This window comes from Brasilonema angustatum (assembly GCF_059505445.1).
On record NZ_JCACKO010000141.1, the window covers coordinates 99,231 to 115,090 of the forward strand.

Sequence of the window (15,860 nt, forward strand, 5' to 3'; positions counted from 1 at the left end):
CATTTAAGATTACTCAATGCAAATATTAAATGAATTTCAACATTACAAAGAGGTAATAATGAACAATTCTTTAATTTCTAATAGCAATAAACAATCAAACTCTGCTTTGCCGTGGCAGTTGCTGGTGCTATCTAGCAAAACAGAATCAGGCTTGGAGACTACAACTGATAATCTAGCTGAATTTTTAAACCAGAATTCTGAAATAAACTTTAATGATTTAGCTTATACTCTCCAAGTTGATTGTCAGGCGTTTAATCACCGTCGGATACTAGTGTGTTGCGATCGCCAAGATGCAGCGAGTGCGCTGACAACCAGAGACCCCAAACGTATTTTTAACAGCAGCATTCAAGAAACTAACAATCAATCTATAGTTTTCATGTTTCCTGGCTTAGGAGAGCAATATGTCAATATGGCTTTACAGCTTTATCAGCTTGAGCCAACTTTTCGCGAACATATAGCTCGTTGCTCAGAACTCCTCAAACCTCACCTGGGTTTTGACTTGCGAGATGTACTTTATCCTCATCAGGAACAAGCCGAGCAAGTTCGACAAGCAAACAATCCAGCCGCAGTCATGTCTTCCCAGAAGCTAGATTTACGACGGATGCTGCAACGTGACCAAACTCCAGTAGATGTCAACACTCAAAAACTAAATCAAACTTATATTGCTCAACCAACACTGTTTGTCATTGAGTATGCGCTAGCCCAGATGTGGATGGCATGGGGGATAAAGCCTCAGGCGCTTATTGGTTACAGCATCAGCGAGTATGTAGCGGCAACTTTAGCTGGTGTTTTATCTCTGGAGGAGACCTTAGCTCTGGTTGCTAAAAGAGGTCAACTCATTCAACAATTACCCACTGGGGCAATGTTAGCAGTTTCCCTCTCAGAGATAGAACTCCAGCCACTGCTCACAGAGCATCTGTGCTTATCTGCTGTCAATGGGCCTCAGCTGTGTGTAGTTGCAGGATCTACAGAGGCGATAGCTAAATTAGAGCAGCATCTGTTGAAAGATGGGATAGCTTGTCGGCAATTGCAAACTACTCATGCTTTTCATTCTCCAGTCATGGAGGCAATTTTGGAGCCGTTCATCCAGTTAGTCAAAAGCTTTGACCTCAAGCCTCCTCAAATTCCATACATATCCAATGTCACAGGAACTTGGATTACAGCAATGGAAGCCACCGATCCAAGTTATTGGGGCAGGCATTTATGTCAAACTGTACGTTTTGCTGATGGAATTGAAACATTATGGCAAATGCCGGCTCAAATCCTCTTAGAAGTTGGACCAGGCCAAACTTTGGGTAGTCTAGCGCTGCAACACCCAGCTAGCGCCAAAGTATCAGAACGGCTAGTACTCGCCTCATTACCAAACTCCTATGACCAACAATCGCATTTGGCGTTCTCGTTCAACACACTGGGTCAAATCTGGCTAGCTGGTGTGTCTGTGGATTGGTCGAAATTCTATGGAAATCGCCATTCTAGTACACTTCCTTTACCTACCTATCTCTTCGAGAACCAACACCACGGGAGAGAATCTCAAAAAGAGCAATGGCAGAAGACTCACAAAGAGTCAGACAACAATGTTTTATCATCACAAGAACAAGAATCAATTCAAATAGCACAACAACGTCAGCGACTGAACTTACAAAATAGCTATGTTGCCCCCAGGTCTAATACTGAGCAAAAGATTGCTGATATTTGGCAAAAAATTTTCCGTATTCAACAAGTCGGTGTTTATGATAATTTTTTCAGTTTGGGAGGTAATTCCTTAGTCGCTATAAAAATTATTTCCCAGTTAAAAAAAATATTTCCAACAGACATTCCTACGATTGCTATATTTAAAAATCCAACTGTAGCCGAATTAGCATCAGTTATTGAAGAGCAAGTTCTAGCAGAAACAAAAACTTTAAACCAAGAACAGGTGGGGTCTTTTACATCAACAACTATCTCTGATTCAAAATAAGCACATCAAGCCGCTAAGTGGTAATAATACGCAACAGAGAATTTTGGATAATGAATTTATATCTTCAGGAGAATCAAATGAATAAAACTTTAGAAAAACCTCGTTCTTGGCATTTGTTAGTACTCTGTGCAGAAACAAGCTCTGCTTTAGAGACGGAAACCACAAACCTGATTGAACACTTAAAGCGATCTACCAACCAAGACTTTGTTGATATTACTGGCTCCTATCAAGTTCATGAAAAAGCTTTTAAGCATCGTCGAATGCTTGTTTGCAATAACCTTAGTGATGCTGTGACTGCCCTTGAAACACTCGATTCCAAAAAAGTTTTTACACGCTTCCAAGAGTCCGAAGAGCGACCTATTGTGTTTATGTTTCCAGGGCAGGGAGCGCAGTATGTAAATATGGGATTGGAACTTTATCAAACTGAGAAGACATTTCGGGAACAAGTTGATATCTGCTCAGAATTTTTAAAGCCTGATTTGGACTTAGACATTCGCAACATAATATATCCTGATGAAAAACAGATAAACGTTGCCACGCAGCAACTTCAACAAACATTGATTGCACAGTCAGCACTCTTTGTGATTGAGTATGCTTTAGCTAAGTTATGGCAAGAGTGGGGCGTGCTTCCCCAAGCAATGATCGGTCATAGCCTTGGTGAATACGTTGCAGCAACTCTGGCTGGCGTTTTCTCCCTCAAAGATGCATTAAAACTAGTAGCTGTGCGTGGACGACTTATACAAGAACTGCCTAGTGGAGCCATGCTTGCCATTGAGCTTTCAGAGAAGGAAGTGCGCCCATTTTTAGGCGAGATATCCCTAGCTGCAATTAACGGGCCAAACCTTTGCATTGTTTCAGGTCCCGCAAAAGCTTTAGAGGAATTAGAGGATCGACTCAGCCAGAAGGATGTGATGTGTCTTCCTTTAGATGCCTCCCATGCTCCTCACTCACAGGAAATGGACTCCATCATAGAGCCATTTAAATCTTATGTAGAAAAAATGACTCTTAGACCACCTCAAATACCGTATATTTCTAGCGTTACCGGGACTTGGATTACAACGGATCAAGCAACAGATCCAAACTATTGGGCTAGACATATGCGCGAAACTGTGCGCTTTTGCGAAGGTTTGCAAGAACTTTTTAAAAAACCAGAGCGGATATTGCTACAAGTTGCTCCTGGGCGGACGTTGAGTGCTATGGCGGTGCAGCATCCAGAACGTGCGGCTGGACAAATCGTTCTTTCTTCGTTAAGCCACCCGTATGAAGAAGAATCGGATGTTGCATTCATACTTAACATCTTAGGTCAGCTCTGGCTTGACTCGCATCTTGCACCAAAAAAAGTTGATTAGTTTTTCACACTCAGTACGAAACCTCAAGCCCTTATTATTACGAAAAAAAGAAGAAAAATCGTGTTACTTTCTTGCCCTAGTTTTAACGAAACCCGAGTTTATACGGTTAGGTACAAGTTAAGAGCCTCTAACTAGCGCGAGTACGCGCCAGCAAAATACCCGAGGAAGGTTTTTTCCCTGAGTCTTGGCCTGCCTTTACTTCAGAACCAAATGTTTCCCAAATTACCTTCTCCACCGCCTAAATTTTAAACACCTACCCTTGAAAGCCCCGTGAGGGTTGGCAGCTTGCTAAACGGACTTAACGGGAAAAGTCAGAATTTAGTTAACTGACGATTGTAACCATTCGCCTACAATACGAGCTATTTTCCTGTTGACAAGTTTCAAAGACTCAGGAGATAAATTCATATTTTTTTCTAGTTGCTTTTCAAAAGCTTGTATAAAAGCTTGCTTTCTTTCTATGAACTTACTTGTTTGTTCGTATTCTGGTTGTTCATTGTGTATTAAATCAGTCAATATGAAAAATTCGTCTTCACTGTAGTATTGGTGAGCTAATTGCTCTAAATCTGCGTATAATAAACGTTGACAGTATGACTGTAAACATTCATCTAACGACTCTTGAATGAGTTCTATATCTTTGTCATTATACAAAGAGATTCCGGAATTTAGTTGATGACACTGCTGAAGAAATTCTTTTAAGAAATTTCTACTATATTTTCCCAACTGACGAGCCACTTGATACTGTTTTTGTAATTCGGAATACTTGTGCTTTAAAACTGTTGCTATCTCAGCTTGAGTTAAGTTTAATCCCAGCCAAAGTTTTAGCATTGTTTGACCAATCTCTGGTATGGTTATAAATATCTTGGAGACTAAGGATTCTATTTGCTCTGTTTCTTCTGTTTGGATGACAATATCCCAAGGAGTAGGCATGGGGTCAGAAATAATGTCATCATTTTCTAAAGTCAGAACACGTTTAGTACGATAGTCGCGCGCAGCCTGAATGCAGGTTGATAGCATTTCTTGAATTTTCTTAGAGTCAGCTAGTACGGTTGGCAAGTTTAACTGATTGTGTCGCTGATTGTAGCAGAAGGCAATTTGAGTTAAATCTTCCGGACTAGGAGATTCTAAACTACGGCTACTTTCTCTTTTTTGAGGTTGAAAAACTGCATTAAAACATTGTCTAGCTAAGCAGTATGAATCAAGTTGGCTAGTGTTTATTCCTTTTGATGCTAAGGCTTCTTTTAATTCTTTGTTATTTAAATCCCTCAACAAGCCATAATCAGAAAACTTTTCTCGCTTTGCTTCTACATCTTGGGTATAAATTGTATTGCCAATGAAGCGAAAGAGTGCGGTTTTTGCATAACTTTCCAAGTTACTGTGTTGATATTCTAATTTAAAACTACGGAAGAGTTTTGCTGGTTGAGTAACAAATAAATTACCGATTTGAAAAAAATCTTCTAATGAATATTTATGCTGAATTGATTGAAATTGCTTTTGTATCTTTTGTGCAGCTCTATAACAAGCTTCTTGTAAGTAAGCTGACAGATGCTTTCCTGCTTTTAAATGCTGGTTGGTAGAAGAATATTGAGTAGTGACTGGAGAATGTATAGAGGATAATGTATAGACCAATTGTCTGTTATTTTTCTGTACCCCGGTGTCTCCACTTTTCTCCTCTTCCTGGGATTTACTTTGTAAAAGATCTAAAAAGTAAAGTGCCCATAATTCTGCTGTCTTTTCTGGATGTGTTTGCACTTGTTGTTTGATATTACGTTCCAATTCCGGTTCTGTTATCCATTCGTGTATGAGACTTTTTCTTGCACCTAAAAAGCTAAGAAATGTGGAAAACTTTTGTATTATAATTTGACGTTTATTCATATTTCTGACTCACTATAAATTGCAGTTAATGCTGTATTAATACGCAATAGCAAAGCATTCACAAGGGTGTGGGGTGTAAGGAGCCACGCGCTATAGCGTAAGATTGAAACAAAAACGCATTGCTTTATCGGGCTGCGCCACTTAAGGCAATTCTTTTTTTTACTGGGCTTAAAACCCAGAGAAGACAGTTTTCTCCCCACACCCCACACCCTGCACCCCGTTTTCGGGTGAAGCAGGAGATGCGACCTACTTTTAATATATAGGTGTAACTAATAGTTTGTTATGCAGTACTACTGTCTTGTCTTTCTTGAAAAATTACAAGTCTCTTAAATTATTAATAATTAATAAATTGCTAAATATTTCTATCTTGAGTCATAAATATATGTAACTTTTGATAGAGGTAGGATAAAATTAAAAACTTTAAAGACTTGAGTAAGAAATGTTTGCTCTATAAATTTAGAAATAATCCAGTAATTTATTGACTAAAATCGCAAATATGGCGATCGCTCTGACTCACATGCGGATTAGTTTTCAGATAATCTCGCACCCAGTCGCAACCATACGCTAGTATATTATTTAGATCAACAACACGATCTAATTTCCACAGAATCACTGTCTTGTCCTCACTCGCTGAGGCGAGAGTTTTACTGTCAGGACTGAAAGCAACTCCCCAAACTCTACCACTATGCCCATTGAGAGTAGCCAGTAAAACAGGTAACTTGCCTGCTTGCACGTTCCACAGTTTGACGGTTTTGTCTGCACTCGCCGAAGCTAAAATTTTACCGTCAGGACTGAAAGCCACTCCAAAGACTATAGATTGATGTCCCCCAAGAGTGGTCAGCAAAGTGCCGTCTCGCTTCCAAAGTTTAACCGTCTTATCTTCACTACCGGTGGCGATTATATTGCCGTCAGGGCTAAAAGCAACTCCCCAAACCGCAGCTTTATGTCCCTTAAGAGTCGTCAGTTCGGTGCCGTCTCGCTTCCAGAGCTTGACTGTCATGTCTCCACTAGCTGAGGCGATTGTATTGCCGTCAGGACTTATTGCAACATCCCAAATCGAATCTCGATGCCCCTTAAGAGTCGTAAGTTCGGTGCCGTTTTTGTTCCACAATTTGACTGTTTTGTCCCAACCTACCGAAGCGATCGTGTTCCCGTCGGGGCTAAAAGCAACTCCCCAAACCGCAGCTTTGTGTCCTTTAAGAGTTTTCAGTAAGGTGCCGTTTTTGTTCCACAGTTTGACTGTGCTGTCCGAACCCGCCGAGGCGAGCGTATGACCGTCGGGACTGAAAACTACTGCGTAAACTGGTGCTTTGTGGTCAAGCGTAATGGGTAACGTGCTATCCCGAGTGCAGAGTTTGACGGTTCCATCGTCACTCGCCGAGGCAACCATCTTACCGTTAGGGCTAATGGCAACTCCGATAACCGGAGCGCTATGACCTCGCAGGGTAGTTAGCAATGCGCTATCTAGTTTCCAGAATTTGATAGTCATATCCCCACTTACTGAGGCTAAAGTTTTGCTGTCAGGGCTAAAAGTGACTCCCCAAATTCTATCGCTATGTCCATTAAGTGTTGTCAACAAGGTGCCATCCTTGTTCCAGAGCTTGACAGTATTGTCCCAACTTGCCGAAGCTAGAGTCTTACCGTCAGGACTGAAAGCAACTCCTGAAACGGGAGCTTGATGCCCCTCCAAAGTTTTCAGCAACTTGCCGTCCTTGTTCCACAGTTTGACAGTATTGTCTGCACTCGCCGAGGCAATTGTGTTTCCATCGGGGCTGAAAGCAACATCCCAAACTGTATCCTTATGCCGAGCAACCGTGGTCAAGAACGTGCCGTCCCGCTTCCATAGTTTGACGGTCTTGTCTTTACTAGCCGAGGCGATCATATTCCCGTCGCGGCTGAAAACAACTGCCTCAACCGATTCTTGATGTTTCTTGAGAGTCGTCAGTAAGACAGGCACTTTTCCTGATACTCTCCACAATTTCACACTATGATCCTCACTTGCTGAGGCGAGAGTTTTACCGTCAGGGCTGAAAGCAACTTTGGTAACCGCAGCATCGTGTCCCTCAAGAGTACCCAACAACGTGCCGTCTCGTTTCCACAGCTTGATGGTCTTATCTTCACTCGCTGAAGCTAGAGTTTGACCGTCGGGGCTGAAAGCTACATCTAACACCGCAGCTTTGTGTCCCTCAAAGGTAGTCAGCAACGTACCATCACGCTTCCAAAGTTTGACAGTTTTATCGTTACTGGTTGAGGCGAGCGTGTTACCATCAGGGCTGAACACTGCGCTCTTGACTTCACCGCTATGTCCTTCCAAACGATTGTACTCAACAGCTCCATAAACTGCTCGGCGTAGCGCTGATTCAGCAATTAGCTGGGTGGCTGCATCTGTCCCACCTAATTTTTGCAGTTCTCGCTTCGCCCTGATTGCTTCTTTGAGCGCATCCAACTTTTGATTTGAGGCAAACAGCGCTTCGGAAGATTCATCGATCGCTTGAATCTGACTAATGACCGAATTGTGCCATTGCGACCAAGCAACAACAGCCAAAGTCGAAGTAACTATTAAGCCACTCACTAGCCCATATATAATAAATCTGCGCCTGCGCTTTTGCGTCTGTTTCTCCCACTCCTGAAGTACCAAAGAACGCTCGATGAAATTTATCTCCCTGGAACTCAGTTCCTCCACGCGTTTGTGCTGCCAGTGTTGAGCATCCGCCAGAGGCTTTCCTCGCAACAAAGCTCCATTATCAAAACCACTACTCTCCCACTGATGGATGGCTACCCGCAATTGCTCTTGCCAAAGGCGAAACTCGGACGCCAGTAGCAGCCAATTCTCCAAGCGTCCCCAGGAACGAACTAACGCTTCATGGACGATTTCCACCGTTTCTTCACCTGATAACTCATTACGGTTTGTTACTAGCACACGGGCGTCCGCAAGTTGCGTTATCAAATCCCAGTTTTCGCTTCCTACCTCATCAATCGTCGCCAATCGTCGGTTGAAGTCTGTTCCTGTCCCCGGTTGCACCAACTGAATAAATACCCGCTGCACCAAGAGCCTTTGGTTGTGAGTTAGTTGAGCATAAACCGCCTCAGCGTGATTCGCTAAAGCTTGCTCAACACCACCTATTTCATTGTAAGCAGCATGAGTCAACCAACCACAGAGTTGTTTTGACCACATTTGTGTCAGGGCAAACTCCAGTAACGGTAAACGTCCGGGGTATCCTAATGGATCACTAATGAGTAGATTTGTCAATCCCTCCTCTAGTCGGACTTGCATTTGTGCCGCAGGTTTTTCGATCACCGATCGCAATTCCTCATGGCTCATCGGACCGAGGTTATAAACTGCCCCTTGTAAAGCATCGCTGAAGCGGCGGTCAGAAACAGCATGTCCGTAAAAGTCGGCGCGCAGTGTTAAAACAACGGTAAACGCTGGAGCGTCTCTACAGGCTTTGAGCAGTCCATCTAAGAAAGGTTGACGTTCTGATTCTAGGCTTATAGTATAAAGTTCTTCAAATTGGTCAGCTATTAGTATTACGCGGGTGCAACTTGATTGCTGCACTAAGTTTTTGATGATTTTGGTTAAAGCTTGGTGATCCTGCCGGAGTGTGTTCGCTACTTCTAGTTCAATTTGGGAACGGGCATTTGATTTTAGATTTTGGATTTCCCTGCGAGAAGCCGCTTGCGCGTCTATGGATTTTGAATTGTTTACTTGCTCGTGTGATTCAAAGTACAATAAAGGTGCTAAAGCTACTGCCAACCCAGCAATTGGATTATGCCCCGGACGAAAACAGATAATATGTGGGGCAGCAGGTTTTGTTGGGGATATAACAGATGAGTTATTTATTGGATTCACAAACAAATTATCCGTTACATCCGTAAATTCATCCGACACCCGTAGGGCTGGAATCAAGCCAGCAAAAACGACACTTGACTTACCGCTTCCAGAAGCACCAACCACAGCCACCAATGGCTTAGTTTTTACTGCCAAAAGCAAATCCTGGGTAAATTTTTCTCGCCCAAAATATAGATGTGTATCCTCTTCCCGAAAAGCAAATAAACCGCGATATGGACTTGGAGGCATTCCCCCCAAAGTCAGCCAAGTTGGGGCTTCTACTGATGGATTTTGGCAAATCACAGGCAACCAAGACGCACCAGGAAACTTATCTTCTACCCCTTGCAACTTCCGGCGCGCTTGCTGTACTGCTAAATATAAAGATAGTCTACGAACTGCGAAAGCTTCTAGAAAATACTGAAAAAAATCCTGCGCTACACGATTCGGCACAGGTTCTCGCATGACAATTACTGCGGGAATATTTAATTTCTCCAATGCTACAGCTAGTCCCAACCCATCACAAGAGTTAAAAAGTGCCAATTTTAAACCATTTTCTATAGCCGCTAGCAGCGCTTGGTTTAATTCTTCAATCGTCAAGTTGTTATTTGTCGGGTTCTCGTTGATATAAATTCGCCCTGTTTCATTTTCTGTTTGACTGTGACCTGCAAAAAATAAAATATCCCAGCCGTCCGAATTCCAAAGCTGGGCGTCTAGTTCTTGACGCGATGGATTAACGAGAAAAACAGTTTGGGTATCCGCTAAGCTGTTGAGAAATTGACTTTCTCTCTCAAAATCAATACCGAAGCTATTACCCAAAACCCCTAAAATTCTAACTTTCCCACTTTGGTCTTTTGCAGGGTTCACTAAAGTACGTTTGTACTCCGGTCGAGACAGCACCATTTCAGCAAAAGGAAAATCTGTAAAGAAATTCCAGCGATGCCAAGGTAATCGCCGCAGCATCATATCACCAGTTTCAAGGATGACTCGAATTTCTTCTGCTGTTGTGAGTCGTGATCGCAATTGTTGGTCAATATCAAGAAACTCCCTTGACCGGAACCACTCATTAATTCCTGCTTGTAATTCTTCGGATAACTCATCGAAGCTGACAACAGAAACGTTAGTTATATCACCTTCCTCAATCTCTATCTCTGGAGAGTTGTCTTTTGCTGGTGGTGAAAGTAGCTGTTGGTGGGCGTAGAGATGCTGGTAAAGTGACTGCCAATTTTTATACAGTTCAATCAGATAAGCTGCTGGAGGTAAACTGCCAATGAATTGCTCTGGTAGAAGGTGTTCTTCAGACCAAATTTGAGCAGTTACTCTTGGAAATCCACTCTGGTAATCACCGCTTCCCAGATTAATGACTACTGATTTACTCATTTGTTAGGGCTTAAGACAGTGTAATTAATGTTACTTTTTTTCTATTTGTCGCGTCTATTTTATCGCAATCTACCCATCAATTTCCTCCAGCACAAAATTTTCCTTGATACTGACATTGCCCAAAGAAACTTTGATACTAAACCTCGTACCTTGTAAAGGTTTAAATCTTTTAAGCTGAATATAGTTATCGTGACTGCGCGAGCAGACTTCTTGAAGTACCGTTCCCGAGTCACTGAGCAAAACCAATTTCATATTAGCTGGCAGGTAATTTTCTCCAGTCGTTGGACATAACCGCGCACGAATACATACTTTTTCATCAGCTTCCCGAGTTAAACCAAGCAGTAGCACCACTGATTTTTCCCTCAGTTGCATTCCGAGATCAATTAACTTAACACCTTTAATCTTGATCTCCGAGTTAAACAGAGAATTACTGCGGAAATTAAAAGCGAAATCTCTTTGTTCTAGAACAAAGAGTGCATCTAAAGACTGCCATCCTGCTGTAAAAATATTTTGGAACCAAAGGCTTAAATTACTACCAGTTACAGCCTGGCTAGATTCGACTATTTTTTGGTTGCAGTTTTCTATCCGGAGGTGATACAGTTGCTGTCGATATTCATCTGATGCTACTATTGCTGCCCACTCTGGGAATGGCGCATCTAGACGGGGTGAATAAGACGTTGTATAACTAAGTTGTTCTAGTAATTTTTCGACTTGACTAGGTAACAAACTCGGCAAAAATTGAACTTCTGGTTTCTGAGGAGGACAAAATTCCTGTGCTACCCACATTATGTTTATATTTGGAATTAAATCTTCGGCATCCAAGCAGTAACTTCGGCTGATCACTTCATATCTTGCTTGTTCGCGTATTTGTGTCCTCGTAGCGTATCCCCACACCCGTAACCAACACTCTTCTAAGTTTAACTGTACAGCCAAATAATAATCAGGTACCCAGTTTGTAATATCAACCCATTCTTGAGGAATGCAAAATTCGGATATATTGCTTTTATCATCAGGAATTAAGACAATACGAGTTTCACCAAAATTAATAAATGTCCCATTGACAACTTCCCAAATCGATAAATCAGCTTCTTGATGCAATTGGAAATCACCATTGTCAAAATCATCTTGAAACCAAGCCAGAAAACTATTTAGACAAAGAGTATTTAGATAAGCATTCCAGCGGGCGGCTGCATTCGAATATAGTTGTTTGGTTACAAGTTGCCATGTGTGTTCCTGCTCCTGTTCAGGTATTTCTAACCATAGCTGATTTGGGAAAATAGCCATTAGATCATTTGAAGTAAATACCATTGTTGACTATCCTTAATTGTCAATTTCTTAGTTGACTGAATAATTTTCTCTTTTAGGAATCATTCATATTACCGATTTAGAGTCGTAGTAGGGCATTGTTTGTCTGCCAAAGTCCTTAAGTATTTTTACTCGGTAATAGAAGCGAATATTGATTGCTTTTTCTAATACTTCTGTACTACAATAATAGGAATTGCGTAATCTGGGTTTTACGCATCAAAAAATCGTGTTATTTGAAACGTAGGATTCCGCTTTGCTCGACCCAACCTACAAAGATAAATTTTATTACAAATAATCATCCGAATTATATATAATTTGTGCATAACTCGTCCATGTTCGTTTTGAAACAAAATTGTCTGCATGATAGTGCCTACTTATTTATGGGTGCTAAAGGCAGATGATTATGCAGTTTTTTTGTATTTTTGGATTAATTTTATAGTGTTCTGTAAAATGGGGACACTGACATTCGATGCCAATACGGTTCAGTTAAGGCTAAAAAGCTGATTAGTGATATGAAATTTCGGAGCTTCTAGTCGTTTTCCAGTACCTCTGTGTTTTAGCTTTTTAGAACTAAACTTTGATACAGGTTTTTTCACGACCCTAGGATTAGTACGGTGAATTCGTTTGGATAATAACGTATCCAGAATCTCTACGGTTAACCAATCGAAAAAAGGGGGAATTTTTGTGATTGCAAACGTTGAAATTTAGGAATAGCACGACAATGACCCGTAATGTTCCTGTAAAACTTAGACACAAAGGAGGAACAGAGGCACTGGTTGCAGCTTGAAACATCAACACTCTGACTGACCAATGTCCCAACAACCAACCATACACTTCTTGTACAACTTCTCGTGGTTTTTGGGAACGAACATGGGTTTTTCGTCCCAAAAGATGGATTTTCAATTCATCAATGGTATTTTCTACTTCCCATCGTTGATGATATTCTTTGGCTAACAACTGTGCCGGGAATTTTTCAATGTTTAACAAGCTACTAATCAAGCGATATCTGAGTTGTTCAGTAGGGTTTTCAGGATGCTCAATTGTGTATTCAATAACTCTGACGACTAGCGGGTGACAACCTTTTTTTCTTCGCTTTCCACATGGATAAATCCACGATAGATAGGAGCCATCTTCTAAAGGTTTTTCTGCCAGAATTTTAACATTAGCAGGGATTCTACCCACATAATCGCAACCCTTAGAAACTGTTGTATGTACCATTGCATAGGAATGTAAACCCCTATCCCACATTAATAACATCCTGCCCTGTACTGAGCGTAATAATTTAAACGCTCGTACTCGTTCTCCCATACGATATGGACACTATTATTGCATCAAATATTATGTGTGTTCCTGCTTCTACTAAGATGACTAATCTTACTTTTGGGAACGCAGCAACTGTACCAGGACGGCTACCCGGACGACCAAAAACTCTAGCATTTTCTTCGCTGTCTGGGACATCAAAACAGGTGCCATCAATAACTACAATTCGTAGCCCATTTAAAAACGCCCCTAAAGTTTCGGTTGTGGCCATTGGTCTTACCAACTGATGAAATAAATCGCTGATCACTTTTGCTCCTAATCGCTGCCGAGCTTGTGTAATTGCTGATTTACAGGGCACCCGCCAGTATTTACCAACTTTTACCCATGCCTCTGACATCCCATCTATTAAGTTTTTGAGTACATCCCGCATTGAGTCTCTAGACCAAAGACTCATTGCTATTACCAGGCTGACCACTAATTGCGCTGGTAGCGAGCGCTTGCGTTCCTCCTGTTTTTGGGTATTGGCGATTCCTTCGGAGAGCTTCGCTTAACGCCTGTTCGATGGCAAAAGCGGGAATCGCCATCTCGATTGCTTTCAACAGCTCACCACTTTGTATATCAGGAGACACTAACGAAAAATTCTTGAGATGTACCACACTCAATTTCCAATTTTGGAAACAATGCCTAATTTACATGACTTTGAGCCTTAACTGAACCGTAATGAACCTGCTCCTTGTTTACTTCCTTAGGTGACTTTTTCAGATCATACATTACCTGCTGCCCAACGCTCCGCATAGGTCTGACTCGAAAACTAAAATCTTTATTACCTCCACGAGTGATTCAGCAACTGGGGAAGATTGGGCGGCGAAGCGGAGTGCTGGGTGCGGGCTGCGATCATGCGCGATTGCCCACAGCAAATTAGAACTGCCCGTACTCAGCACCGCTCAATCTAGCGTAGCGTTCCCCAGTTGCGTCGCTGCTACCCCCTGAACGCATACAATCAATCTTATCGCCACTCTAAATATCTTGACTAAACGTATGAGATGCTCCACCAAAATTCGTTCTGTAGATAATTCTTTATTTTTTTGTTTTTGCTCTGGAGTTAATTGCTGGTTTTTAGGTTTCTTTTGCGGAGTCTTTATGGCTGGTTCTCCCACATAACCTTTATCCCCATTAAACTTTTGATTCAGGTCAAATTCTGATTGCCGCTCTCGGAACAAATTAATATCACTTTTTGGATCCCGTGCTCCCGCGATCACATCCACAATATCTCTACCATCGGGCAGCACAATCAATTGATTTTTTGGCGTTGCATAATTAAAGGATGAACTGTCCATATTGTGCATCCAACCATATCCGTAATAACGGGCATCGTGGTGGTAAATAGAACTACATCTGTGTCTCTTGCGAACGCAAATTTATAGAATCATATTCAAAACGCGGATACAACGATGAAATTTAACAACAATGTCTAACCATGTATGTAAATGGCATTGGTTTTCGCGCCATTGAGCGACTGACTGAAGTCAATCATAATACCGTAATAAATTGGGTAAAAAAAGTCGCAGAAAAATTACCAGATGCGCCGGAACATTCAGAAATTCCCGAAGTAGCTAAGGTGAATGAACTTGAGACCTTTGTCGGTAAAAAAAAAAATTTGGCTATGGACAGCAGTAAATAATGGTCTTCCAGGTATTTTAGCTTGGATTTTAGGTGACCGTAGTGCCAAAACCTTTGCAAAACTGTGGAAGATTATTAAATGTTGGAAATGTTATTTTTATGTAACAGATGGATATCCAGTTTATCCATGTTTTATCGATGATTGTGACCAGATAATCAAAAAAACATACATGACACTCGTGATGTGAAAAAATACCAGATTAAGACATTATCTGGCACGCCTTCATCGAAAAACTCTTTGCTACTCTAAATCCCAAGAAATGCTTAAGCTATCAATTCGATTGTTACTGCACTACCTCCATTATGGATTTGTACCCCTAGTAGCCTAATTCATCCCGCGACTATGCAACGCCCGATTTTACGACAATCAGGACTCTTTACCAATAGCCGAAGCACTTTGTCAGGCGCAGTGCTGGTTACGCGACTCTACCCAAGCCGAACTCATAGAATGGACTCAAAAGCACTCAAATATCAATGAACAACACAAGCAAACTATTTTGTCGCGTCTCAAAAAATGGTATAGTCGTCACGATGAAAAACCCTTTAGCAAACCAGAGGCTTGGGCTGGTTTTTGTGCGATCGGGCGTTAGTTTATGGTTGCCTTATTCCCAGTCATATCAAGTCCAGATGAACAGTTGTCATTGCGTTAGCGTAGCGTGTCCGAAGGACATACGGAGCGATAGCGGAGTGTAGACGCGTTTGCGCAGCGCCCCCTTAGGGGCTAGCGGCTTCCCGATAGCCGTAAGGCGTGGCGTCAGCCATAGGGTAGCAATCTCAAACACTTGCGATTGCTTCGTTTCACTTCGTTCCACTCGCAATGACATATCGTAAGAACCTGGAAACGAGATTGAACGAGATTTAAAATCCTAATGGAGGTATGATCCTATGGAAACTAATGAACCTAGCATCATCTTTGAGGCATTTTTAGAAGTTGTAGGCAATCAAGGATTTGTCTTTGATGAAAAAAGCAGCGAAGATTTATTGACAATTAAGCAAACCCTGTCAGAATTAGAAAATCAACCACTTTCAGAAGCAGTTGATGCAATTACCGTTTGGTGTACAGAACATCCAGATATTAGAAATGCTGTGTTGTTTGCTGCTAGAGAAATCACTATCAAAAAGCGCAATCCTGCAAACCAAGAAGGAACTTTAATCAATCAGTTCCCAGATTATAAAAAAATTATTGATGAACGGCAAAAAAATCCACAGTTAGAACCTCCTAAAAAATAAG

8 protein-coding genes and 2 pseudogenes are annotated in these 15,860 nt (G+C 41.6%); 4 read left to right on the forward strand and 6 right to left on the reverse strand.

The features are described from left to right. Positions 1 to 58 precede the first annotated feature (58 nt). The gene (locus AC5JM2_RS27870; protein ID WP_495838119.1) at positions 59 to 1,957 is read left to right on the forward strand and encodes an acyltransferase domain-containing protein; all 1,899 of its coding nucleotides are present in this window, start codon (positions 59 to 61) and stop codon (positions 1,955 to 1,957) included. A 77-nt stretch (positions 1,958 to 2,034) separates the two neighbouring features. Continuing rightward, complete coding sequence (locus AC5JM2_RS27875) at positions 2,035 to 3,306, forward strand: acyltransferase domain-containing protein (protein WP_495838121.1); 1,272 nt, start codon at positions 2,035 to 2,037, stop codon at positions 3,304 to 3,306. A gap of 318 nt (positions 3,307 to 3,624) precedes the next feature. On the opposite strand, the gene AC5JM2_RS27880 is transcribed toward AC5JM2_RS27875, so the two are convergent. The 6 genes and pseudogenes from AC5JM2_RS27880 to AC5JM2_RS27905 form a co-directional block, all read right to left on the reverse strand. After that, positions 3,625 to 5,178: a sigma-70 family RNA polymerase sigma factor gene (locus tag AC5JM2_RS27880; RefSeq protein WP_495838123.1), complete on the reverse strand. Its 1,554-nt coding sequence runs from the start codon at positions 5,176 to 5,178 to the stop codon at positions 3,625 to 3,627. 475 nt (positions 5,179 to 5,653) lie between these two features. Next, a complete protein-coding gene (locus tag AC5JM2_RS27885) occupies positions 5,654 to 10,384 on the reverse strand; it encodes an nSTAND1 domain-containing NTPase (protein WP_495838125.1) in 4,731 nt (1,576 codons plus the stop codon). Between the two features lie 69 nt (positions 10,385 to 10,453). Beyond that, the gene (locus AC5JM2_RS27890; RefSeq protein ID WP_495838127.1) at positions 10,454 to 11,692 is read right to left on the reverse strand and encodes a DUF1822 family protein; all 1,239 of its coding nucleotides are present in this window, start codon (positions 11,690 to 11,692) and stop codon (positions 10,454 to 10,456) included. Between the two features lie 652 nt (positions 11,693 to 12,344). Then, positions 12,345 to 13,478: pseudogene (locus tag AC5JM2_RS27895) on the reverse strand (IS4 family transposase). After that, entirely contained in the window at positions 13,387 to 13,605 is a 219-nt protein-coding gene (locus tag AC5JM2_RS27900; protein WP_495838129.1) for a hypothetical protein, read from the reverse strand. Before AC5JM2_RS27900 ends, AC5JM2_RS27895 begins: the two are co-directional and overlap by 92 nt. Before the next feature lie 288 nt (positions 13,606 to 13,893). Then, entirely contained in the window at positions 13,894 to 14,286 is a 393-nt protein-coding gene (locus tag AC5JM2_RS27905; protein WP_495838131.1) for a transposase family protein, read from the reverse strand. Here AC5JM2_RS27905 and AC5JM2_RS27910 point away from each other — a divergent pair. Both AC5JM2_RS27910 and AC5JM2_RS27915 read left to right on the forward strand, forming a co-directional pair. Beyond that, a pseudogene (locus AC5JM2_RS27910) lies at positions 14,274 to 14,958 on the forward strand (IS1 family transposase). The gene AC5JM2_RS27905 and the pseudogene AC5JM2_RS27910 sit on opposite strands and share 13 nt — an antisense overlap. Positions 14,959 to 15,514: 556 nt before the next feature. Next, entirely contained in the window at positions 15,515 to 15,859 is a 345-nt protein-coding gene (locus AC5JM2_RS27915) for a hypothetical protein (RefSeq protein WP_495838133.1), read from the forward strand. The last annotated feature ends 1 nt before the right edge of the window (position 15,860 follow it).